15 protein-coding genes and 2 pseudogenes are annotated in these 19,406 nt (G+C 70.5%); 10 read left to right on the forward strand and 7 right to left on the reverse strand.

Annotation, left to right across the window (positions count from 1 at the left end; genetic code table 11):
- Window positions 1-54: 54 nt before the first annotated feature.
- Window positions 55-1,467: an FAD-dependent oxidoreductase gene (locus AB0C19_RS19490; protein WP_357187124.1), complete on the reverse strand. Its 1,413-nt coding sequence runs from the start codon at window positions 1,465-1,467 to the stop codon at window positions 55-57.
- 182 nt (window positions 1,468-1,649) lie between these two features.
- Here AB0C19_RS19490 and AB0C19_RS19495 point away from each other — a divergent pair, with 182 nt between their 5' ends.
- A complete protein-coding gene (locus AB0C19_RS19495) occupies window positions 1,650-2,288 on the forward strand; it encodes a hypothetical protein (RefSeq protein ID WP_357187127.1) in 639 nt (212 codons plus the stop codon).
- Window positions 2,289-2,526: 238 nt separating this feature from the next.
- Window positions 2,527-3,402: a DUF4231 domain-containing protein gene (locus AB0C19_RS19500; protein ID WP_357187130.1), complete on the forward strand. Its 876-nt coding sequence runs from the start codon at window positions 2,527-2,529 to the stop codon at window positions 3,400-3,402.
- Between the two features lie 190 nt (window positions 3,403-3,592).
- Here AB0C19_RS19500 and AB0C19_RS19505 read toward each other — a convergent pair whose 3' ends face one another.
- The gene (locus AB0C19_RS19505; protein ID WP_357187132.1) at window positions 3,593-4,978 is read right to left on the reverse strand and encodes a cation:dicarboxylase symporter family transporter; all 1,386 of its coding nucleotides are present in this window, start codon (window positions 4,976-4,978) and stop codon (window positions 3,593-3,595) included.
- A 98-nt stretch (window positions 4,979-5,076) separates the two neighbouring features.
- Here AB0C19_RS19505 and AB0C19_RS19510 point away from each other — a divergent pair, with 98 nt between their 5' ends.
- From AB0C19_RS19510 to abc-f, 3 genes are all read left to right on the forward strand, one after another.
- Entirely contained in the window at window positions 5,077-6,663 is a 1,587-nt protein-coding gene (locus AB0C19_RS19510) for a sensor histidine kinase (RefSeq protein WP_357187135.1), read from the forward strand.
- Complete coding sequence (locus tag AB0C19_RS19515; RefSeq protein WP_357187138.1) at window positions 6,660-7,355, forward strand: response regulator; 696 nt, start codon at window positions 6,660-6,662, stop codon at window positions 7,353-7,355. The genes AB0C19_RS19510 and AB0C19_RS19515 overlap by 4 nt, the downstream gene beginning before the upstream one ends.
- Before the next feature lie 292 nt (window positions 7,356-7,647).
- Complete coding sequence (gene abc-f, locus AB0C19_RS19520; RefSeq protein ID WP_357187141.1) at window positions 7,648-9,285, forward strand: ribosomal protection-like ABC-F family protein; 1,638 nt, start codon at window positions 7,648-7,650, stop codon at window positions 9,283-9,285.
- A gap of 44 nt (window positions 9,286-9,329) precedes the next feature.
- Here abc-f and dnaE read toward each other — a convergent pair whose 3' ends face one another.
- The gene (dnaE, locus tag AB0C19_RS19525) at window positions 9,330-12,860 is read right to left on the reverse strand and encodes a DNA polymerase III subunit alpha (RefSeq protein WP_357187144.1); all 3,531 of its coding nucleotides are present in this window, start codon (window positions 12,858-12,860) and stop codon (window positions 9,330-9,332) included.
- Between the two features lie 144 nt (window positions 12,861-13,004).
- On the opposite strand from dnaE, the gene AB0C19_RS19530 reads away from it, so the two are divergent.
- On the forward strand, window positions 13,005-13,625 hold the full coding sequence (locus AB0C19_RS19530; protein WP_357187147.1) for an L-threonylcarbamoyladenylate synthase: 621 nt from the start codon (window positions 13,005-13,007) through the stop codon (window positions 13,623-13,625).
- A gap of 163 nt (window positions 13,626-13,788) precedes the next feature.
- On the opposite strand, the pseudogene AB0C19_RS19535 reads toward AB0C19_RS19530, so the two are convergent.
- Window positions 13,789-13,947 (reverse strand): annotated as a pseudogene (locus AB0C19_RS19535) (zinc ribbon domain-containing protein); the annotation flags it as partial.
- A 107-nt stretch (window positions 13,948-14,054) separates the two neighbouring features.
- Between AB0C19_RS19535 and AB0C19_RS19540 the strand changes: the two are divergent.
- Window positions 14,055-14,594 carry an RNA polymerase sigma factor gene (locus tag AB0C19_RS19540; protein ID WP_238682975.1) on the forward strand — a complete coding sequence of 180 codons (540 nt, stop codon included), beginning with the start codon at window positions 14,055-14,057 and terminating at the stop codon, window positions 14,592-14,594.
- Window positions 14,591-15,133, forward strand: coding sequence for a hypothetical protein (locus AB0C19_RS19545; RefSeq protein ID WP_357187150.1), 543 nt, complete (start codon window positions 14,591-14,593; stop codon window positions 15,131-15,133). Before AB0C19_RS19540 ends, AB0C19_RS19545 begins: the two co-directional genes overlap by 4 nt.
- 102 nt (window positions 15,134-15,235) lie before the next feature.
- Here the strand turns inward: AB0C19_RS19545 and AB0C19_RS19550 are convergent.
- A pseudogene (locus AB0C19_RS19550) lies at window positions 15,236-15,514 on the reverse strand (low temperature requirement protein A); the annotation flags it as partial.
- A 318-nt stretch (window positions 15,515-15,832) separates the two neighbouring features.
- Here AB0C19_RS19550 and AB0C19_RS19555 point away from each other — a divergent pair.
- Window positions 15,833-16,693, forward strand: coding sequence for an NAD(P)H-binding protein (locus AB0C19_RS19555; protein WP_357187153.1), 861 nt, complete (start codon window positions 15,833-15,835; stop codon window positions 16,691-16,693).
- Window positions 16,694-16,857: 164 nt separating this feature from the next.
- Here the strand turns inward: AB0C19_RS19555 and AB0C19_RS19560 are convergent, their stop codons facing one another.
- Both AB0C19_RS19560 and AB0C19_RS19565 read right to left on the reverse strand, forming a co-directional pair.
- Window positions 16,858-17,115 (reverse strand): hypothetical protein, encoded by a 258-nt coding sequence (locus AB0C19_RS19560; protein WP_357187156.1) that lies wholly within the window; start codon window positions 17,113-17,115, stop codon window positions 16,858-16,860.
- Window positions 17,116-17,163: 48 nt separating this feature from the next.
- A complete protein-coding gene (locus AB0C19_RS19565; protein WP_357187160.1) occupies window positions 17,164-18,576 on the reverse strand; it encodes a serine/threonine-protein kinase in 1,413 nt (470 codons plus the stop codon).
- 133 nt (window positions 18,577-18,709) lie between these two features.
- Here AB0C19_RS19565 and AB0C19_RS19570 point away from each other — a divergent pair, with 133 nt between their 5' ends.
- Window positions 18,710-19,309 carry a hypothetical protein gene (locus tag AB0C19_RS19570; RefSeq protein WP_357187163.1) on the forward strand — a complete coding sequence of 200 codons (600 nt, stop codon included), beginning with the start codon at window positions 18,710-18,712 and terminating at the stop codon, window positions 19,307-19,309.
- Window positions 19,310-19,406: the final 97 nt, after the last annotated feature.

Genomic DNA, 19,406 nt, shown 5'->3' on the forward strand with positions numbered 1-19,406 from the left:
CCGGCCCACCATTCTCCACCGCACCCCGCTGTGGGCGGCGGGTTTGGCGACGAATCACCGCCGGGCGCCGCCGAGCAGGCCGAGCCGGAGGGCCCGGAACAGGGTGCCGGGGCGGCTCAGGGCTGCCGGGTGGTCGAGCATTGTGGTGACCCGCCCCAGCCGGGCGTTGAGCACCGGGTCGGTCAGCGACGCCCGGAAGAGCAGCTCCCCGAACCACTTGGTGACCTTGTAGCCGGGCGGGTACGGCCCGTCGACGTGCGGCAGCTCGATGTCGGCGGTGGTGGAGATCTGCCAGGCGGCGTCGACCACCACGCGGACCTGGTCGAAGTACCCGTGCGCGGGCTCGTCGTGCGGCTCCGGACCGGAGCGCAGGTACTTCGACAGGCAGGAGGCGTGCAGTGTCGCGGAGGTCATGCCCTGGCCGTACACCGGATTGAAGGACGCGACCGCGTCGCCGGCGGCGACCAACCCGGCGGGCAGACGCTCGAGCTTGTGGAAATCGCGGCGTCGGCTGTCGGCCTGGTGGTACGTGACCACCCCGCCGAGCATCTCCCCGCGTTCGGCGATGTCACCGAACATCTGCGGGTAGTGCTCCCGGCAACGGGCTGTGAAGTCGGCGACGTCGCGGCTGGGCCGGTCCCCGTCGTAACCGGCCACCAGCATGATCCAGCGGTCCCCCTCGACCGAGTTGATCCCACCGATCCGGGCGGTACGCCCCTTGCCCGCCATGGTGTGGAAGACCGCCACCCAGGCGTCGCTGACCAACTCGTCGCGCTTGAAGAGCGCCGTGGCGTAGTTCAGCTTGATCGGCATGCGGTGCAGCGGCGGGCGCGGCCACCCGTGCTCGGCCAGCCAGTCGCTCAACCGGCTGGACCGCCCCATCGCGTCGACCACCAGGTCCGCCGCTTCGACGACGGGCTCGGTGCCACCCTCGGGCACGTACCGGGCGCCATTGACCCGCCGCTCGTCGAAGAGCAGACCCTCCGCCCGGCCGTACACCATGCGAATGTTGTCGACGGCGAGGGTGCGTCGGCGGACCAGCGCCTCCAGGAACGGACGCGTGGTGATCAGCGCCGGCCCGGTGCCGGTCGCCGCGGGCGGCAGACCCAACATGCCGTTCACGAAGACCTTCGCCGTGCCCGGGTCGTGCGGTGGTGGAGGGGCACCGAGCGCGAGCGCCTCGTCGGCGATGCCGGGGAACCAGCGCTCCAACTGGACCTGACCGGCGGGCAGCAACGCGTGCACCTGGCTGCCCTGGGGCACACCCGGCCGTGGACCGGCGTCGACATCGGACGGATCCCGCTCGATGATCAGCACTTCCTCGGCGTGGTCGCTCAACACCCGGGCCGCCAGCAACCCGGCCATGCTGCCACCGAGCACCACCGCCCGTCGCATGACGACTCTGGTCTCGGCGGGTGGTTCGGCCGTCGCTATCTCGGCGAAGAGCCGGGACGGAGAGGGGGGCATGCGATCACTCCTCGAACGGTCGGGAACCTCGGCATTCACGACCGTAACCACCTCAGCCCCTGCCGTCAGCGCTCAGTTGGCCCGCCACGTCGAGTTCGCGCCCCGGGTGCGGTGGTCAGATCCGCCGCGGACCCCTGCTGTTCAGGGTCGCGCCGGGTCCGGCGACCAGCTATGCATATCGGATGAGTGCCTATGCCGGTGCGACCCAGCCTCCGCAAGCCCTGGCTCTCCCGGAGCCCGGGGCGGGCGGCCGGACCACACCGATCGCCTGGTGGGGCTTCCTGTGCCTGACGGTGGTCCTGTCCGCCTGCACGCCGGCAGGTGACCCGCGCCAGCGCGCAACGCCGCCGACCAACCGCGCAGCGCCGTCGACGGGCGCCAGCGTCGGTGGGCCACCGTGCACGCCGTCGGTCGACACGCTGCCAGCACCGCCAGCGGGCTACCGGTTGGTGGGCCAAGACGTGGCGGTGCCCGACGCCCCCGTGCTGTCGGCGGAGGCTTCCGGGGAGGCCGATCCGGCGGCACGGCTGTTCGCCAAGTGGGGGCTCGTCGTCCGCGCCGGCACGGTCGTCGACCTGCGGGTGGCGTCGGGCTGGCAGGACAAGGCCCGGCTCGGTTGGGGCGGCACCGGCACGCCCGCGGCGGCCGTCACCGTGCACGCCTGCGCGCCGGAGGGTGGGCAAACTCAGTGGATGGCCTTCGTCGGCGGCACCTGGGTCGCCCAGGCCGCCTGCGTACCGCTCATCGTGACGTCGAACGGCCAGAGCGACCGCGTCAACCTCGGCATCGGCGTCCGCTGCGACAAGACCACCACGCCGTAGCCCCCCCAGCACGGTTGATCAAGAGCTGTGCGTCATCCATCCCGGGGTGTCGTGACGCAAACCTCTTGATCAACGGGGAGCAGCGGTAGGGAACGACGCCGGACGGGATGGGCGTCGTTGCGGGCGGTCCGGGTGGACGGCTAGGTCTACTGTCTACACCGCCTACGTACCGACTGTTCGCCGGGAACGCTGCTCAGCCCCGCCAACGCCCTGGACGTTCTGTCGAGAGGTCAACGACATGCTGAAGGCCGAGGATCTTCCCCCGTTTCAGCGCGCCGTGTCCTACGAGTCGCAGCGCGGCCAACGCGTGTACTCCACCCTCATCGCGCTGCGGCTGTCCCTGCTCCTGGTGGCCGCGATCGCGGGAGTCGCCACGTGGAAGCTCGACAATTTCGCCCCGGGCCCGGCGCTCGCGGCGGGCGCCTTCGCCGCCACCTCGATCGTCGAGGTCTTCCTCCTCAGCAATCGCCCCAATGAACGGTGGTACGTCGGCAGAGCCCTCTCCGAATCCATCAAGTCGCTCACATGGCGATTCACCACCGCGGCTGATCCTTTTCCACGAGGAGTGCGAAGCGACTCGGACAGCGCCGAGGAATTCACCAACCGACTGTTGGGCCTTACCCGAGACATGTCGGCCGCCGGGTTGGCGGCCCCGGCGGTGGCCGGGCAGCAGATCACGGAGGGAATGCGCGCACTACGCGCCACCTCCCTTGAGGAACGCCGCGCCGCGTACCTGACCGGCCGTCTCGACGCCCAACGAGCCTGGTACGCCGATCGATCACTGTCGAACAGGGCGCGGGCGACCCGCTGGTCGGTCAGCATGCTCGTGATGGAGATAGTCGGGGTGACCCTGGCCGTGTCGAGGGCCGCCGGGCTGACCGACCTCGACCTGCTCGGAGTGGCCGCCGCGGCGGTCGCGGCCGGCGCGGCCTGGACGCAGACACGGCAGCACGGTGCGGTGGCCACCGCCTACGCCCTGGCAAGTCAGGAGCTCGCCGCCATCGGGTCCCTCGCCACCCGGATCAGCTCCGAAGCCGAACTGTCGCGGTTCGTGAACGACACGGAGACGGCGATCTCCAGGGAACACACGATGTGGCGAGCACGCCGACGCTGACGCCTGGACGCACCGACCACCGCCCACTGGTCTACTCGATTTGCAGGACGTCGCGGTGTCCGGGCGCCTTGGATGCCCCGATTTTCAGGAAGCCGTGTGGATCACGGCCGGAGGGGGCGCGGCGGCGCTGCGCTGCCGGACCGGGGTCGCTGCGACACTCGGCCGCCGCGACCCCGGTGCACACCGTGACTCAGGCCGGGGCTCCGGCTGGCGTGGCCTCCTTCTCGTCGGGGCGGGACGCCGCCTCGTCGTCGTCGTGCTCGTCGACCATGGTGGCCTCGTCGAACGGGTCGTTGCCGCTCAGCACCGCGGTCGCCCGCTCCCGGTCGAACTCACCGGTCCAGGTGCCCACCAGTACTGTCGCCACCGCATTGCCGGCGAAGTTGGTCAGCGCCCGAGCCTCCGACATGAACCTGTCGATGCCGACGATCAGCCCGACCCCGTCGACGAGGTCCGGCCGGTGCGACTGGAGGCCGCCGGCCAGCGTGGCCAGCCCGGCGCCGGTGACCCCGGCGGCACCCTTCGACGCGATGATCATGAACAGCAGCAGCGAGATCTGCTCGCCGATGGCCAACGGCTTGCCCAGCGCGTCGGCGATGAACAGCGACGCCATGGTCAGGTAGATCGCCGTACCGTCCAGGTTGAACGAGTAGCCGGTCGGCACCGTGATGCCGACGACCGGCTTGCTCACGCCGAAGTGCTCCATCTTGGCGATCAGCCGCGGCAGCGCCGACTCCGACGACGAGGTCGACAGGATCAGCAGGAACTCCCGGCCCAGGTAACGCAGCAACGAGAAGATCGAGATCCGGGCCACGAACCACAGCAGCGCGCCCAGGAACACCAGCACGAAGATCAGACAGGTGGCGTAGAAGCCCACCATGATCTGGGCGAGGCTCTTGAGGGCGTCCACGCCGGTCGCGCCGACCACGGCGGCCATCGCGCCGAACGCGCCGATCGGCGCCAGCCACATGATCATGGCGAGGACCTTGAAGACGACCCGCTGGATGACGGTGATGGCGCTGAGCACCGGCTCACCCCGCCGGCCCATGGCCTGCACGGCGAAGCCGACCAGCAGGGCGACCAGCAACGTCTGGAGCACCTTGCCCTCGGTGAGCGAGGAGAGCAGCGTCGTCGGGATGATTCCGAGCAGGAAGTCGGCAGTTCCGGCGGCCTCGTCGCCGGCGGCGGCCTTGCCGGAGCCGACGAGGTCCGGGCCGAGGTTCAGGCCCGAGCCGGGGTGGATGAGGTTGCCGACGACCAGGCCGATGGCGAGCGCGACTGTCGACATGGTCAGGAAGTAGCCGAGGGCCAGGCCGCCGACCTTGCCGACCTTCGCGGCCTGCCGGACCGAGCCGACGCCGAGCACGATGGTGCAGAAGATGACCGGGCTGATCATCATCTTGATCAGGTTGACGAAGCCGGTGCCGATCGGCTTGAGTTCCTTGCCGAAATCGGGGGCGACCAGGCCGACCACGATGCCGGCGGCCACGGCCACGATGACGGCCAGATACAGGTAACGGGTACGGTCCCGGCGGACCGCCGGTGCCGGGGTGGTGGCGGATGCGGTGGTGTCCATGTCGACAATGTGAAGCGCGTCTCACCCGTTGACAGCCTTGCGGTCATTCTGTTCACCGCGATGGCAGAAGCGGTGGCGCGGCGAGGGAGGTGGTGAAGGTGGCCCGACGCCAGTGGAGCATCGCGGGGCAACTCTTCGCCCTCCAGGCGATGGTGGTGACGCTGCTCGTGCTGGCCGGCGCGGCGGGCGCCGTCTGGCTGGCCCGCAGCGACTCCCGCCAGGCCGCGCAGGAGGAGGTGCTCGCGGTGGCGCAGACAGTGGCCGGATCCCCCGACGTCCGCGCGGCCCTCACGACCGCCGACCCCGCCAGGGTTCTCCAGCCGTACGCCGAATCGACCCGGCAGGCCACGGGCACCGACTTCGTGGTGGTGATGGCTCCCGACCGCACCCGTTTCTCGCACCCGACCCAGGACCGGATCGGCGAGCCGTTCGTCGGTGAGATCGGGCCCGCCCTGGCGGGCCGCGCGTTCACCACCACCAACGTCGGGACGCTGGGCGAGTCGGTGCGCGCTGTCGTTCCGGTGTACGACGAGCAGCGACGCCTCGTCGGTCTGGTCTCGGTGGGCATCACCACCCGCGAGATCGACAAGAAGCTGCTCGGCCAGTTGCCGGTGCTCTTCGGTGTGGTCGCGCCGGCTCTGGCGCTCGCCGCGACGGGCTCCTGGCTGCTCAGCCGCCGGCTCCGTCGCCAGACGCACGGTTTGGGGCCGGCCCAGATGACCCGGATGTACGAGTACTACGACGCCGTTCTGCACTCGGTGCGCGAAGGTCTCGTCGTGCTGACCACCGATCGTCGAGTGGCGCTGGTGAACGACGAGGGCCGCCGGCTGTTGGGGCTCGACGCGGACGCGCCGGTGATCGACCAGCCGGTGGCCGGGATCGACCTGCCGCCCGCGGCGGCCGAGTTGCTCGACTCCGGGCGCGACGCCCGCGACGAGCCGATCGTCGCCGGTGACCGGGTGCTCGTCGCCAACCAGCGGACCACCCGCTTCGAGGGCGCGGTGCTCGGCACCGTGCTGACCCTGCGCGACCAGACCGAGCTGCGCACCCTTGCCAGCGAGCTGGATTCGGTGCGCGCGTTGACCGAGGCGTTGCAGGCGCAGACCCACGAGTCGGCCAACCGGCTGCACACGGTGCTGACCCTTGTCGAGTTGGGCCGCGCCGACGAGGCCGTCCGGCTCGGCACCCGGGACCTGGCCCTCGCCCAACAGCTGACCGACCGGGTGGTCGGCGCGGTGACCGAGCCGGCGTTGGCCGCTCTGCTGCTCGGCAAGTCCGCACAGGCCGGCGAGCGCGGAGTGGATCTGGTCATCGAGCCGGACTGCCGCCTCGACGACAGTCCGCTGCCGACCGGTGACCTGCTCACAGTGGTCGGCAACCTGGTCGACAACGCCCTGGAGGCGGTGGCCGGTACGCCGACGCCACGCCGGGTGCGGGTCTTCGTCGGCGCGACCGACGACGAGCTGGTGGTCCGGGTGGCCGACAGCGGCCCCGGTCTGGCGCCGGAGCGGGTCGCCGACGCGTTCCGGCGCGGCTGGTCCACGAAGAGCACCGGCCGGGGCCTCGGCCTGGCGCTGGTCGGCCAGGTGGTACGCCGGCACGGCGGTAGCGCCGAGGTCGGTCGCTCCGACGACGGCGGCAGCCTGTTCACCGTCCGGCTGCGGGGCAGGATCGAGCGGTCATGACCGCCATCCGGGTGTTGGTCGTCGAGGACGAGCCGCTGCTGGCAGAGGCGCACAGCGCGTACACCGAACGGGTTCCCGGTTTCGTGGTGGTCGGGGTGGCGCACACCGCGCGGGCGGCGATGGCGGCCCTGCGCGCCAACGACGGCGGCGACGTGGACCTCGTACTCCTTGATTTTCGGCTGCCCGACCTGCACGGCCTGGACGTCTGCCGGGCGCTGCGCGCGGCCGGCAGCAACGTCGACGTGCTCGCCGTGACGTCCGCGCGGGACCTGGCGGTGGTGCGTACCGCGGTGTCTCTCGGGGTGACCCACTACCTGCTCAAGCCGTTCACGTTCGCCGCGTTCCGCGACAAGCTGGAGCGCTACGCCGACTACCGCGCCCAGGCGCTCGCCGACGGCGAGGTCGCCGCCCAGCACGAGGTGGACCAGATGTTCGCCACTCTGCGCGGCACCGCCGGGCACAGCCTGCCCAAGGGGCTCGACGCGCAGACCCTCGATCGGGTACGCGCCGCACTCACCGACGGCACCCGCGCAGAGGTCGGGCTGTCCGCGACCGAGGTGAGCGCGCTGACCGGCATCTCCCGGGTGACCGCCCGCCGCTACCTGGAGTATCTGGTCACCGTCGACCGGGCCGCCCGCACGCCCCGCTACGGCACCCCCGGCCGCCCCGAGGTCGAGTACCGCCCCCGCTGAGCGGGGCGTAACTCCGCCCCGACACCGGCCGCGAGGTGCCACGATCGGAGAGCTGACCGGAACGCGGTGGCGGGGCGGAGATCCGTTGTTAGACTCATCGGGCTGGGTTAGCGATACGACCAGGGAGACCAGACATGGCGGGTGACGACGACATCTCCGGGTGAGACCGGACATGTTCGGCCACCGGTTCGGCGCGCGTAGGCGCAGCCGCCGTGGCCATTTGTCGTTCCACCGGTTCCCGTTGTCGTCGGGCGGCTGAGGCACGCCCACCCCACCCTTTGAGGTCACTCGCATGTCTGATGCGTTCATTGTCTGCTCGAACCTGTCCTTCTCCTGGCCGGACGACACCCCGGTCTTCTCGGAGCTGTCCTTCACCGTCCCCGGCGGTCGCACCGGCCTGGTCGCGCCCAACGGCGCCGGCAAGAGCACCCTGCTGCGGCTGATCGCCGGGGAGCTGCCGCCCAGCGGCGGCAGCGTCACCGTCGACGGTGTGCTCGGCTACCTCCCGCAGACGCTGCCGCTGGTCGGTGACCTGAGCGTGGCGCAGGTGCTGGGGGTGGCCGAGCGGGTCGCGGCGCTGCACGCCATCGAGGCCGGCGACGCCAGCGAGGAGCACTTCGCCACCATCGGCGACGACTGGGACATCGAGGAGCGCACCCGCTCCGAGCTGGACCGGCTCGGCCTGGGTGAGCTGTCGCTCGACCGCCGGCTGCACACCCTCAGCGGCGGCCAGGTGGTCTCCCTCGGCCTGGCGGCGCAACTGCTGCGCCGCCCGGACGTGCTGCTGCTCGACGAGCCGACGAACAACCTGGACCTGGAGGCCCGACACAAGCTCTACGACGTCCTCACCGAGTGGTCCGGGTGCCTGCTGCTGGTCAGCCACGACCGGGAACTGCTCGACCGGATGGACCGCATCGCCGAGCTGGACCAGGGCGAGATCCGCTGGTACGGAGGCAACTTCACCGCGTACACCGAGGCCGTGCAGGCGGCGCGGGAGGTGGCCGAGAGCAACCTGCGCAACGCCGAGCAGGAGGTCAAGCGGGAGAAGCGGGAGATGCAGCAGGCCCGGGAGCGGGCCGACCGGCGGGCCAGCAACGCCTCCAAGAACCTGAAGAACGCCGGCCTGGCCCGGATCGTCGCCGGTGGGCTCAAGCGCAGCGCGCAGGAGTCGGCGGGCAAGGCGCAGGAGACACACGCCGGCCGGCTCGGTCAGGCCAAGGCCCGACTCGACGAGGCCGGCCGGGCGGTACGCGACGAGGACCGGATCGTCGTGGACCTGCCCGACACCACAGTCCCGGGCGGGCGCACGGTCTTCTCCGGCCAGGGGATGCGGGCCCACTTCGACGACCGGGAGCTGTTCGGCGGCGACGGCGCCGACCTGGTGATCCGGGGGCCGGAACGGATCGCGCTGACCGGGGCGAACGGCGTCGGCAAGTCGACCCTGCTGCGCCTTGTCAACGGCGACCTGCAACCGTCCGGCGGCGAGCTGAAGCGCGGCGAGGGACGGATCGCGTACCTGTCGCAGCGGCTGGACCTGCTGGACCTCGACCGCACGGTGGCGGAGAACTTCGCCGCGTACGCGCCGAGCCTGCCGGACGCCAAGCGGATGAACCTGCTCGCCCGGTTCCTGTTCCGGGGCGCCCGGGTGAACCTGCCGGTCGGGGTGCTCTCCGGCGGTGAACGGCTGCGGGCCACCCTCGCCTGTGTGCTCTGCGCCGAACCGGCGCCGCAACTGCTGCTGCTCGACGAGCCGACGAACAACCTGGACCTGGTCAGCGTGGGTCAGTTGGAGAGCGCGCTGTCGGCGTACCAGGGGGCGTTCGTGGTGGTCAGCCACGACGAACGGTTCCTCGCCGAGATCGGCGTGCAGCGTTGGTTGCGGTTGGCCGACGGTCAACTGCGCGAGATCAGCGCGCCCGAGCGGGACTGAGCCCTGCGGTCCGGCCGGCGGACGCCGGCCGGACCGAGGCCGGCTCAGCTCACGTTGGCCGGGCCGAGAACGCTCTTCAGGTCACCCATCAGCGCGGTCGTCGCCGCCACCCGGAACGGACCCAGCCGCAGGGTGGTGGTGCGCCCGCCGTTCTGGAGTTTGACGTGCACCTCGGTGTCGCCGGGGTGCAGCACCAGGGTTTCCTTGAGTTTCTCCACCAGCGGCGGTGTGCAGCGGTGCACCGGGATGGTGAGGGTGACCGGCTTGTTGGTGGCGCTGGTGCTGACGTCCGGCATGGACATGTCCATCGCCATGATCCGTGGGGTGTCGTCGCGGCGGTCCACCCGACCCTTGACCACGACGATGGCGTCCTCGGCGATGTACTGCCCGATCACCTCGTAGGTGTTGGGGAAGAACAGCGCCTCCACCCCACCGGCCAGGTCCTCCAGGGTGGCCGACGCCCAGGCCCGGCCCTGCTTGGTGACCCGGCGCTGCACCCCGGAGAGGATGCCGGCGAGGGTGACGACCGCCCCGTCGGGCACCCCGCCCTCCTCGGCCAGGGACGCGATGGTGGTGTCGGCTGCCGCGTTGAGGATGTGCTCCAGACCGAACAGCGGGTGGTCGGAGACGTACAGGCCGAGCATCTCCCGCTCGAAGGCCAGCTTGTCGCGCTTGTCCCACTCGCTGTCGCCGATGGTCGGCATCACGGTGGTGCTGCCGGTGTCGGCGTCACCGAAGCCGGCGCCGAACAGGTCGTACTGGCCGACGGCCTCCTTGCGCTTGACGTCGGCGTACGCGTCGATCGCGTCGGCGTGCACCGCGAGCAGGCCCTTGCGGGGGTGGTCGAGAGAGTCGAACGCCCCCGCCTTGATCAGCGATTCGATTGTCTTCTTGTTGCAGACCACGGCGTCCACCTTGGACAGGAAGTCGTAGAAGTCGCCGTAGTCGCCCTTGTCGTCCCGGCAGCGCATGATCGAGGCGACCACGTTCGCCCCGACGTTGCGGACGGCGGCGAGGCCGAAGCGGATGTCCTTGCCGACCGGGGTGAACGGCCCGGCCGAGGTGTTCACGTCCGGCGGCAGCACCTGGATGCGCATCCGGCGACACTCGGCCAGGTAGAGCGCCATCTTGTCCTTGTCGTCACCGACGCTGGTCAGCAACCCGGCCATGTACTCGGCCGGGTAGTGCGCCTTCAGGTACGCCGTCCAGTAGGAGACCAGGCCGTACGCGGCGGAGTGCGCCTTGTTGAAGGCGTACCCGGCGAACGGCACCAGGACATCCCACACCGCCTGGATCGCCTCGTCGGAGTAGCCGCGCTCGCGGCAGCCGTCCCGGAACGGGATGAACTCCTTGTCGAGGATCTCCTTCTTCTTCTTGCCCATGGCCCGGCGCAGCAGGTCCGCCTGACCGAGGGTGTAGCCGGCGAGGATCTGCGCGGCCCGCTGCACCTGCTCCTGGTAGACGATCAGGCCGTGGGTGGGCGCGAGGATCTCCCGCAGCGGCTCCTCCAGCTCCGGGTGGATCGGCGTGATCTCCTGGAGGCCGTTCTTTCGCAGCGCGTAGTTGGTGTGCGAGTCGACGCCCATCGGGCCGGGTCGATACAGGGCCAGGACGGCGGAGATGTCCTCGAAGTTGTCCGGCTTCATCAGCCGCAGCAGTGACCGCATCGGCCCACCGTCGAGCTGGAACACGCCCAGGGTGTCACCGCGGGCCAGCAGCTCGTACGCGGCCTTGTCGTCCAGCGGCAGGCCCAGCAGGTCGAGCTTCCGGCCGTGGTTCAGCTCGATGTTCTTGACCGCGTCGTCGATGATCGTCAGGTTGCGCAGGCCGAGGAAGTCCATCTTCAGCAGCCCGAGCGACTCGCAGGTCGGGTAGTCGAACTGCGTGATGATCGCCCCGTCGGCGTCGCGGCGCGTCAACGGGATGTGATCGATGATCGGCTCGGCGGACATGATGACGCCGGCAGCGTGCACACCGGTCTGCCGGATCAGCCCCTCGATGCCCTTGGCCGTGTCGATCACCTTGCGGACGTCCGGGTCGGAGTCGTACAGGCCGCGGATCTCGCCCGCCTCGGCGTAGCGGGGGTGCTTGTTGTCGAAGATGCCGGTGAGCGGGATGTCCTTGCCCATCACCGCCGGCGGCATCGCCTTGGTGATCCGGTCGCCGACCGCGTACGGGAAGCCGAGGACCCGGGCCGAGTCCTTGATCGCGGCCTTCGCCTTGATCGTGCCGAATGTGGCGATCTGGGCGACCTTGTCCTCGCCCCACTTGTCGGTGACGTACTTGATCACCTCGCCGCGCCGACGCTCGTCGAAGTCGATGTCGACATCCGGCATCGAGACCCGCTCCGGGTTGAGGAACCGCTCGAAGATCAGGCCGTGCAGGATCGGGTCCAGGTCGGTGATGCCCAGCGCGTACGCGACGAGCGACCCGGCGGCCGAGCCACGGCCCGGACCCACGGCGATGCCCTGGTTCTTCGCCCACTGGATGAAGTCGGCGACCACGAGGAAGTAGGACGGGAAGCCCATCTGGTTGATGACGCCCAGCTCGTACTCGGCCTGGACGACGTGCCCCTCCGGGATGCCGCCCGGATAGCGGCGGGCCAGGCCGGCGAAGGTCTCCTTGCGGAACCAGGACTCCTCGGTCTCCCCCTCGGGCACCGGGAAGCGCGGCATCAGGTTGTGGAACTCGAACATGCCCTTCGGGTCGACCTTCTCGGCCACCAGCAGGGTGTTGCGGCAGCCCTCCTGCCACAGCTCGGACGAGTCCACAGCGCGCATCTGGTCGGCGCTCTTGATGAAGTAGCCGCCACCCTCGAACCGGAACCGGTTGGGGTCGTCGATGTTGCTGCCGGTCTGCACACAGAGCAGCACGTCGTGGGCGGTGGCCTGCGCCTCGTGGGTGTAGTGGGAGTCGTTGGTGACCACCGGCGGGATGTCCAGCTTGCGGGCGATCTCGGTGAGCCCCTCACGGACCCGGCTCTCGATGGAGAGGCCGTGATCCATGATCTCCAGGAAGTAGTTGTCCTTGCCGAAGATGTCCTGGTAGCTGGCGGCGACCTTGAGGGCCTCGTCGAACTGGCCCAGCCGCAGCCGGGTCTGCACAGCGCCGGACGGACAGCCGGTGGTGGCCATGATCCCCTCGGCGTGCTCGGCGATCAGCTCCATGTCCATCCGGGGCCACTTGACGTAGTGCCCCTCCATGGAGGCGCGCGAGTTGAGGGTGAACAGGTTCTTCAGGCCCTGCGCGTTCTTCGCCCACATGGTCTTGTGGGTGATCGCGCCGTTACCGGAGATGTCGTCGCTCTTCTGCTCCGGGCGACCCCACTTCACCCGGGCCTTGTGATAGCGCGACTCCGGCGCCACGTACGCCTCGACGCCCAGGATCGGGGTGATCCCGGCGGCCATCGCCTGGTTGTAGAAGTCGTTCGCGCCGTGCATGTTGCCGTGGTCGGTGATCGCCACCGCGGACATGCCCAGCCGCTTGGCCTCGGCGAACAGGTCCTTCAGTCGGGCCGCTCCGTCGAGCATCGAGTACTCGGTGTGCACGTGCAGATGCGCGAACGAATCAGCCATGCGTGGCGCCCCCCGGCGGTGTGGATCTTGTTGGTCGGAGCCGACCGGGACCTACCCTACCGAGGTGATCTCGGCGGCTCCACCGTCCGCGCCGAGGGTGGCCCTCGTCTCCTGATCCTCCCCGCGTGCGCCTAGTCTCGGAGCATGGCGAGGTACTACGACGTACACCCGGAGAACCCACAGCCCCGGGTCATCGGGCAGGTCGCCGACCTGATCCGCGGCGGTGGGCTGGTCGCCTACCCGACAGACTCCTGCTACGCGCTAGGCACCCAACTGGGCAACCAGGACGGGCTGGACCGGATCCGGCAGATCCGGCATCTCGACGATCGGCACCACTTCACGCTGGTCTGCCACGACTTCGCCCAGCTCGGCCAGTTCGTGCAGATCAGCAACTCGGTCTTCCGCCTGGTGAAGGCGTCCACCCCGGGCAGCTACACGTTCATCCTGCCGGCCACCAAGGAGGTGCCCCGCCGGATGCTGCACCCGAAGAAGCGGACCGTCGGCGTGCGGGTGCCCCGGCACACAGTCACGCAGGCGCTGCTGGCCGAGCTGGCCGAGCCACTGGTGTCCAGCACGCTGGTCCTGCCCGGCGACGAGGAGCCGATGACCCAGGGCTGGGAGATCAAGGAACGGCTCGACCACCAACTCGACGCGGTGCTCGACGCCGGCGACTGCGGCAAGGAGCCGACGACAGTGATCGACCTGTCCGGGCCCGAGCCGGAGATCCTGCGCCGGGGCGCCGGGGACGTCTCCCGCTTCGATTGACGCCCTCTCCACCCTGAAGGGCGGAGATTCCGGTCTGCTGCACCCCCGAAGGGGCACGCTCCCGGCGGGTTACCGCTTCGCTGCGCGGTGCCGGCACGGGTGCCGGTCTTACCTGCGCTCCACGGTCGCTGAGGTCCGCCCGTCCGGCGGCCCTGATGTTTCTGGCGGCGTTCACGTCTCGGTCGTGCAGGCTGCCGCATGGGCAGCCCCACGTCCGGACGTTGAGCGCCATCTTGTCGTTGATCCGGCCGCAGTCCGAGCACATACGGGTCGACGGGAAGAACCGATCTACCCGGCTGAAGGGCAGTGCACTAGCTCGCATTTCGGTAGCGCGCCGGTTTCGGGTCGGGTGCCGGACGGTACGGGGCCGCCGCCGCGGCACCTGTCATACGCTCAGGGATCGGCACCGGCGAGCATTGGACACCCGGCATGCCCGACGCGGACGACATCGACGCCCTGGCCCGGTCCGCCGCGCACGGCGACCCGGCCGCGCTCAACGCCCTGCTGGTCGCGGTGCGCCCAGAGGTGTTGCGGCTGTGCGCCCGGTTTCTGCCCAACCGGGAGGACGCCGAGGAGGCCTGCCAGGACACGTTGTTGGCGCTGGCCGGCGGCATCACCCGGTTCGAGGGGCGCTCCTCGTTCCGCACCTGGCTGCACCGGCTGACCGTCAACCGGGCCCGCTCCACGTACCGCACGCTGCGCCGCCGCTGCCGACTGGAGGCCGAGGGCGTGCCGCTGCCCGACCAGGCCGACCCCCGACGGACCAGCGTGGTCGCGGGCACCCGCCTCGACCTGCTCGACGCCTTCGACTCGGTGCATCCCGATCTCGCCGAGGTGGTCGCCCTTCGCGATGTCCTGGGGCTGAGCTACCCCGAGATCGCCGCCCTGCTCGACGTGCCGCTGGGCACTGTGAAGTCCCGGTTGCACCTGGCCCGGCGCCAGGTCCGGCAGCGGCTCGGCGCGGAATGAACCGCAGGTCGTTCCGCCGGGTCGTCGTCCTCGCGGCCACCGTGGGGGTCGCCGCCTGCGGCGCCGACGCCGTCTCGCCCCTGCCCGTCCAACCGGCCGGCCCGACCCTCTCGACCCCGACCCTCTCGCCGCCGTCCCCCTCCGCGGTTCTCCCGATCCCCGCGCCCACCGGGTCGCCATCCCGACCACCGCCGGCCAGCGCGCGCCCGGCACCGCCCGCACCCACCAGAACACTGGGTACGCCCCGAACGACTCCCCCGCCGACCGACGCGACGCCGGCCTGTCAGGGCGCTGTCCGCTACGACCTGCCGCTCGCCGAGACCGAGATCGAGCTGCTGAAATCGCTCTGCTTCGCCACCGGTGCGGTGCTGCGCATCCAGGGCATCGGGCCGGGGCTCGTCACCGTCGACCGCCCGGAATTGGTCTCCCAGCAGTACGAGGCGGGCGTGGTGGACATCCGCTTCGTCCGCGCCGGCACCGTCGCCGTCACGATCCCCAAGGACGGCCGGGAGCACACCATCACAGTGGTGGTCCGCTAGCCGGGATCGACGCCGGGCGCGGAGGAACTCGGCGGCGGCGACCCCCAGCAGCACCAGACCGGCGGCGACGCCAGCCGGGCCGGGTGGGACCCAGGTACCGCTGAAGATCAACCCGTGGTCACCGAACGCCGTGAGCAGCGCGGCGGCCATCAGCATCAGGCCGAACATGGTGCCCAGGATCAGCAGTGGGACCGGCTGCCTCCGAGGGCTGTAGCTGTCCGTGATCAACGTGGTGGTCACCCACACCGCGAACAGTGTCGACAACAGGAGCAGCGCCTGGGTGATGCCGATCCAGCTCTCGTCGCGGCCATCTACCTTGTGGTCATCGCCAGACCACAGGTGGAGTACACGTATTCGATTCCTGCGCCATTCCCTGATCATGAGGGTGACTTGGTGCTGCGAGGCCCGGCCCAGGTTGGGGCCCTGGTGCCAGTGGAGATCCCGACTGGCTTTGACGGGACGAGATGGGCTCCACGGGAACGGCCACAACTGGCCCCCACCACGGGCTGACTGTCACTCCTCCCGGTTTGCGAACGTAGTCGGCGCTGGTGCTTATCGATCGGCAATGGCACCGACCCGCGCGTTGTCTGCAACAAATGAGGGTGGTCGTTATTGAGGTGTCATACCTGTCGGCGGCATGTAGGGTCATCGATTAGGTGATCCGTCAACGTCGGTAATCCACCGAGGGGGCAAGTACCAATGATTGGCGACGGCGGAGTCCGGCCGCGGGTCCTCGTCACTGGGGCGACCGAGGTCGTCGGCCGGGTTGCCATTGATTGCCTTCTCGACGCTGGTGTCCGAACGCGGGCGCTCGTGCCGCCGACGAAAGCGGCTGGGGTGCCTGACGCGGTCGACGTGGCGTTCGGCGATCTCACTGCCCCCGAGTCGCTCGACGCGGCTCTGGTCGAAATCGACGCGATGCTGCTTGTGCCTGCCGGCGCACCAAATCGCGAAGTTCTCGAGCGAATCAGGACCGCCGGACTTCGGCGGATCATCGTGCTGTCCTCAGCCTCCGCACCGTGGGAACGGGCCCAGCCCCGCGCTAGTCGCCACTTCCTCGCATGGGAGCAGGCGGTGGAGGCAACAGGACTGGGTTGGACGCACATTCGACCGGCGGGGCTCATGGCCGCCTCGTGGCAGTGGGCTGAGGACATTCGTAGTGACAGCGTGGTGCGAGAGGGTTTCCCCACCGCTCGGTATCCGTACGTGCACGAGTGGGACGTGGCCGCGGTCGCGGTCGCCGCCCTCCTTGATCAACGCCACGATGGCGCCCGGTACCTGACCACCGGCCCGGCTGCGATCAGCGCGGCCGACCGGGTTCGTGATCTGGCGGAGGCGATCGGTCGACCGCTGCGGCTTGAACAACTCAGTGAGGATCAGGCCATCGCACGGTGGAGGGCCTTGGGTTACGACGAGGACTCCATAGAGATTCAACTCATCGTGTCGCGCGATCAGGTCGACAAGCCTCCTCGCCCCAAACGCACTGTGGAGAAGGTGCTCGGTCGGCCCGCCTTGCCGTTTTCGCAATGGGCCATCGACCACGCCGAGGACTTTCAGTAGCGACCTCAACCCAGCGACACGCGCAGTCTCGTCCGGCGATTCATGGCGCACGTGAGCAGGCGCTCATCGGCAGATCCGCGCACTGCCATGCGCCAACACCAGTAGCCTTGGCTCTCACGCACCCTTACTTGACTCTCGGCGAAGCCGGCCCGTGGTGGGGCCAGTTATGGCCGTCTCGTGGAGCCCACGGCAGCGAGCAGAAGCTGGTCGCCCGGTCGCCCGCATCGTGTACAGATGATCTGCTCGACCTTGGGCAGGGCACGGCTGGCAGCATCGCCCAATCCCATCCGGATGTGGTCGGCGGTGCCGGTAGCGCAACCGTCGGCGGCGGCCTTGCGGACGGTCTGGTTCACCACCTGCGGTTCGATCAGGTCGTTCGGGGTGCATCCAAGGATGTCGCACAACGCGACGAAGGTGTCCATCGACAGTCTCTGCGGCGGCTGGGTCACCGCCGGGCCGGTTCGCCGCACCTACCGCAGGCGCACTCCGGCGAGCAGGGTGTCCACGAAGTCGGGTCCGCTGTCAGCGGGCGGGGCGATCTGCACGTACACCAGGGCGGGTCGGCCGGGGTGCAGGGCTGCCGACTCGATGATCTGCGGACGACCCCTGTCGCAGCGGTACGCCACCACTGTCCACTCGACGCCCGCCTGCCAGGTGATTCGGGGCGGCGCGGACGTGCAGTCGCCGTGGGTGCGCTCGGCCAGGAACCCGGCCGGCGTGGTGCGTGCCGCCGTGCTGGCGGAGAGGCCCACGAACGCGCCGGGCAGGCGGGGGTCGGCGGCCCAGCGGCGGGGTTGCGGCGACATCACCAGCGCCGGTTCGGGATCACCGTCGGCACCGTACTGACCGGCCCAGGTGGCACCCGTGGCGGACCAGCCGGGCGGCAACGCCACTGTCAACGGCCCGGCCGTGTACGTGCCGATGACTGGCCGAGCAGACCCGACGCCACCTGCCTCGGCGCCCACCGCACCCACCGCGGCGACGGCCACCACGGCGGCCCCGGCCAGCCGCAACCGGCGGCGCGCCCTCACCCGGGGTGACGGCTGTCGCCGCACGGGACCGGCCGCCGCAGCCGGGGCGCTCGCGCGGACCAACGCGGCGTGCACCGTCGCGGCGTCGGGGTAACGGTCGGCCGGGCGGTGGGCGGTGGCCCGGGCGAGCACCGCCGCGACCGCCGGAGGCACGCCGTCCCGGAGTCGGATCTCCGGGGCCCGCCGAGGCGGCTCGGGCCGGGTCGGGTTCGCGCTCGACGGGTCGGCGGCCAGCAACCGGAGGCCGAGCCGGCCGAGCCCGTACACGTCGGCGCGGGTGTCGACCACCGCGCCGGGATCGTCCTGCTCGGGGGCCATGTAGCCCGGGGTGCCGGCCCGAGCGGTCAGCCCGGAGGCGGCGGCGAGCGCCTTGGCGAGGCCGAGGTCGGCGATCAGCACCTGTTCCGCGCCGCCGTGGCCGGCGGTGCGGAAAAGGATGTTGCCCGGGGTGAGGTCACGGTGCACGACGCCGTGGCCGTGCAGCACGGCGACCCCGGCGCAGACTTCGCCGAGCAGCCACAACGCGGTCGGCGCGGGGATCTCGCCAGTGGCCAAGCGGTCCCGCAGGCTGCCCCCGTCCGCCCAGGCCAGGACCGCGTACGGGCGGCCGTCGGGCAGCTCACCGACGGCGTGCACCCGGACCAGCCGCTCGTGCTCCAACCGGCGCAGCAACCGGGCCTCGTCGAGGAAGCGTTCCCGCACCCGCAGGTCGTGGCTCCAGTTCTCGGCCAGCACCTTGATCGCCACGTGCGCGTCCAGCGCCCGGTCGTAGCCCAGCCAGACCATCGCGAACGAACCGACGCCGAGCAGTCGCTCGACGGCGTAGGGCCCGATCAGCAGTGGAGCCGTCACCGTCTCACCCCCGGCCAGCACGGTCGGTCGGCGTTCCTCTGCACAGTAGACCCGGCCGGTCGGAATCCCGACGAACCGTTGGCCCTGGCGCGGTGACTAACAGGGCAGGAGACCCATCACCGAAGGAGCCACAATGAACCGTCCCGCGATCCTCCTCACCACCGCCGCGTTGGCGCTCGGCACGCTCGTCCCGGCGACCGTCGCCGGCCCCGCGGCGGCAGCACCCCTGCCCGGCGGCACCGCGCCCGCCTCGGCCCGTGGTCCGCTCGTCGCCGCCGCCGGGCACACCCACCCGCAGGTGCTCGGCGTTGGTGGCGTCGGTGTGTACCGCATCGGTGCCAGCCTGGCGTCGCTCACCACGAACGGACACATCGACTGGACCGTGCCGACCTGCGGCGGGGTGGTGCACGCCGGCGCGACCGGTTCCTGGGCGGGCGTGATCCTGCTGGCCTTCCGCGACGGGCGACTGGTGGAGGTCGGTACGGCCACCGCGCCGCCGCGGTCCCCCGCCGGTGCCACTGTCGGCATGTCCTTCGACGAGCTGGAGGCGATCTACGGCTGGCGGGGGTCGCTGATCCGCAACGACGCGGGGGACGCCGAGGCGTACCTGGTCCGGGCGGGCTCGCGGGTGGAGCTGTTCACCGGGCACCCGATCCGGCCGGGGGTCGGCTACTTCCAGGTCGGCCCGGCCAGCTTCGTCGAGCGCAACTTCCGGCAGGGCGTGTCCTGCTGACTTTTCCCAGGTACGGGGCGTCCGGTGTCGACCGGGCGCCCCGTACGTCGTATCGGCCCGAAGGGGAGGCTGGGCGGACACGATGATGTCGGGCTAG

The sequence above is a fragment of the Micromonospora sp. NPDC048842 genome (genome assembly GCF_040649935.1).
GTDB lineage: Bacteria > Actinomycetota > Actinomycetes > Mycobacteriales > Micromonosporaceae > Micromonospora > Micromonospora hortensis.

What these genes read in the sequence shown, in the direction of transcription:
- AB0C19_RS19570 (WP_357187163.1), top strand. Translation starts at nt 18,710, where the DNA reads ATGAACCGTCCCGCGATCCTCCTCACCACCGCCGCGTTGGCGCTCGGC.
- abc-f (WP_357187141.1), top strand. Translation starts at nt 7,648, where the DNA reads ATGTCTGATGCGTTCATTGTCTGCTCGAACCTGTCCTTCTCCTGGCCG.
- AB0C19_RS19530 (WP_357187147.1), top strand. Translation starts at nt 13,005, where the DNA reads ATGGCGAGGTACTACGACGTACACCCGGAGAACCCACAGCCCCGGGTC.
- AB0C19_RS19490 (WP_357187124.1), bottom strand. Translation starts at nt 1,467, where the DNA reads ATGCCCCCCTCTCCGTCCCGGCTCTTCGCCGAGATAGCGACGGCCGAA.
- AB0C19_RS19555 (WP_357187153.1), top strand. Translation starts at nt 15,833, where the DNA reads ATGATTGGCGACGGCGGAGTCCGGCCGCGGGTCCTCGTCACTGGGGCG.
- AB0C19_RS19540 (WP_238682975.1), top strand. Translation starts at nt 14,055, where the DNA reads ATGCCCGACGCGGACGACATCGACGCCCTGGCCCGGTCCGCCGCGCAC.
- AB0C19_RS19545 (WP_357187150.1), top strand. Translation starts at nt 14,591, where the DNA reads ATGAACCGCAGGTCGTTCCGCCGGGTCGTCGTCCTCGCGGCCACCGTG.
- AB0C19_RS19505 (WP_357187132.1), bottom strand. Translation starts at nt 4,978, where the DNA reads ATGGACACCACCGCATCCGCCACCACCCCGGCACCGGCGGTCCGCCGG.
- AB0C19_RS19500 (WP_357187130.1), top strand. Translation starts at nt 2,527, where the DNA reads ATGCTGAAGGCCGAGGATCTTCCCCCGTTTCAGCGCGCCGTGTCCTAC.
- AB0C19_RS19495 (WP_357187127.1), top strand. Translation starts at nt 1,650, where the DNA reads ATGAGTGCCTATGCCGGTGCGACCCAGCCTCCGCAAGCCCTGGCTCTC.
- dnaE (WP_357187144.1), bottom strand. Translation starts at nt 12,860, where the DNA reads ATGGCTGATTCGTTCGCGCATCTGCACGTGCACACCGAGTACTCGATG.
- AB0C19_RS19515 (WP_357187138.1), top strand. Translation starts at nt 6,660, where the DNA reads ATGACCGCCATCCGGGTGTTGGTCGTCGAGGACGAGCCGCTGCTGGCA.
- AB0C19_RS19560 (WP_357187156.1), bottom strand. Translation starts at nt 17,115, where the DNA reads ATGGACACCTTCGTCGCGTTGTGCGACATCCTTGGATGCACCCCGAAC.